The sequence below is a fragment of the Chamaesiphon sp. OTE_20_metabat_361 genome (assembly GCF_031364565.1).
On the sequence record NZ_JANLWO010000527.1, the window covers coordinates 1 to 2,685 of the forward strand.

The 2,685-nt window shown below is 48.5% G+C and carries 2 protein-coding genes and 1 riboswitch; of the genes, one reads left to right on the forward strand and one right to left on the reverse strand.

Annotated elements, in window-relative coordinates; genetic code table 11:
* Window positions 1-1,512: NAD(P)H-quinone oxidoreductase subunit 4 (locus tag RMO35_RS15220; protein WP_396135677.1), on the forward strand; the 1,512-nt coding region annotated here is incomplete at its 5' end.
* Window positions 1,513-1,750: 238 nt separating this feature from the next.
* Here RMO35_RS15220 and RMO35_RS15225 read toward each other — a convergent pair.
* Window positions 1,751-2,341, reverse strand: coding sequence for a Uma2 family endonuclease (locus RMO35_RS15225; RefSeq protein WP_309742173.1), 591 nt, complete (start codon window positions 2,339-2,341; stop codon window positions 1,751-1,753).
* 217 nt (window positions 2,342-2,558) lie between these two features.
* A riboswitch (TPP riboswitch) is annotated at window positions 2,559-2,656 on the forward strand.
* The last annotated feature ends 29 nt before the right edge of the window (window positions 2,657-2,685 follow it).

A 2,685-nucleotide genomic window follows, 5' to 3' on the forward strand; every position in this document is an offset into this window, starting at 1 on the left:
GCACTGGGCACTGGGATCTCAGAATTATGTTTGATTATTTTTACATTTGCTACGCAATACGACACCAATAATCCCAGCTTACAATTAGTCGAACGCTACAGTTGGATTCCCCAATTAGGCTTAAATTGGTCGCTGGGTGTCGATGGACTATCGATGCCACTTGTGGTGTTGACTGGATTTGTGACTACACTCGCTACCTTTGCCGCCTGGAACATCAAGATCAAGCCGCGCCTATTTTATAGCTTGATGTTGGTGATGTACAGCGCACAGATTGCGGTGTTCCTCGCCCAAGATTTATTGATGTTCTTCATGCTCTGGGAGTTGGAGCTGGTTCCCGTTTATCTGATTATTTCGATTTGGGGTGGCGCACAGCGGTTTTATGCGGCAACGAAGTTCATTCTCTATACGGCGCTAGCTTCGATCTTTATCCTGCTGTCGGCACTGGCGCTCGCTTTTTATGGCGATACCGTTACGTTTGATATTACCGCCCTCGGACTCAAGGAATACCCGATCGGGTTAGAATTGTTAGCCTACGCTGGGTTGTTGATTGCCTTTGGTGTCAAGTTACCGATCTTCCCCTTTCATACTTGGTTGCCAGATGCCCACGGTGAAGCACCCGCACCTGGTTCGATGATTTTGGCAGGGGTATTGCTGAAGATGGGCGGCTATGCCCTAATTCGGTTGAATGCCGAAATGCTCCCTCACGCTCATGTGTACTTTGCACCAGTACTTGCCGTATTGGGTGTGGTGAATATTATCTACGGTGCCTTAGCTGCCTTCTCGCAAGACAATCTCAAGCGACGCTTGGCATATTCATCGATCTCGCATATGGGATTCGTGCTGATTGGTATTTCGTCTTTTACCGCGCTGGGTATTAATGGTGCGATGCTCCAGATGATTTCCCACGGCGGGATTGCCGCTGTACTCTTTTTCCTGGCTGGGACGATTTACGATCGCACGCATACTCTGTCGATGGATAAGATGGGTGGCATTGCCAAATCGATGCCGACAACTTTCGCGCTGTTTACCTTTGCCTCGATGGCGTCACTGGCGTTACCCGGAATGAGCGGCTTTGTCAGCGAATTGACGATTTTCTTGGGCTTGACAACTAGCGATATTTATAGTAACAGTTTCAAGCTGATTATTGTCTTCTTAGCAGCGGTAGGCTTGCTAATTACACCGATTTATTTATTATCGATGTTACGCCGCGTCTTCTTCGGCACACAGAGCGAAGCCTTCGCACCGCCGTCAGATGCCCAACCGCGCGAATTGGCGATCGCGCTATGCTTATTGGTGCCGATTATTGGCATCGGTTTATATCCCAAACTCGCTACTCAAACTTACGATCGAACCACAGTTACTGTCGCAGCGCATTTGCGTGAGGCGCTACCGATTACAGTAGCTGCTGAAAGCGGAGAGACTAGTTTGTATGCACAATTAGCATCAGACAGGGCACAGGCGGCGATCGTTGCGCCGCTGATTCCCAGTAAATTAGTGGGGATTGCTAACTAGTGTTAATTGTGATGGGATGGCCTTGTTGCGATTACATCCGATCGTCTGGTAGGGGCAATTCATGAAGCGACGTGCGCTCTGGAGGTGTATCCTTCCAGGTTTAGCGCTGAACTCGGCTCGCGCTCCTCGGCTTTGCCGATGGTTTAGCGGCGTTTTTATGTCTAGGGTTCCCCCCGAATAAAAAAACGACAAGACAGCGAGACAAGACAAGACATTGCCCCTACCAATCGATCGCAACTTATCTGCTGGCATTGAGCACTTCTAATGCCTTCAATCCCAACTCTGGAAAAGTCGGCGAAACGATCGTCATATCGCCTACAAACACCTCATCACCATAAGCTCCATCCTGGAGTACGCAAACAGTTACTTTGAGATCGAGTGGATCGACAATCCAATATTCAGGAATATCTAACACTGCATATTCACTATGTTTTGCCCGATAGTCCACCGATACCGTCGAAGGACTCACCACTTCCACCACCAATAACGGCGGCGGTTCATTTAAGGGAATCAGGGATTCTCGTTTTTTCAAGCTTTGCCACTGCTCCAAAGGCAACACGACAACATCTGGTACTCGCGCAGTTTCCCAGCGTGTACCCCTCGGCGACTGAATCCCAATCTTCATGTCTTTAGCAATCCAATCCAGCCCTACCCGCCTGATTTCAGCCTTAAATTCATCATTCAGGAATTCACTAATGTCGCCATGCTCGCCCGTTCCTAATGACATGCTCGTTAGCTCCCCATCCACCAGCTCATAACGAGTATCCGTGCCATCATCATAGGTAAGATACTCCGCTAGGGTGATGCGTTTTGTCGTGGCGATTGTCATGGGGCGTTTCCCTTACTTGACCTGAATACACCGATTATATCTTAGGGTAGCTGGGTAGTGGCGCTCGGAAATTAGATGAGAATCAATTCGCAAATTTTGTTAGTATCGATCGTTATTAATTTACCAACGTCCAAATACACGCTCCAGATTGAATAAGGTCGATCGAGACAATTTGCAACGTCCTAGCCCAAAGCCAGTCGTAGATGTTAGAATTTACAACTATAGCTAGGGGTGTCCGAAACCAGTCGGGCTGAGAACATACCCTTGCACCTGAGTCTGGGTAATGCCAGCGGAGGGAAGCTGTTTATGATAGGAAATTGAATATGCGTGCTGAATGGATTGCC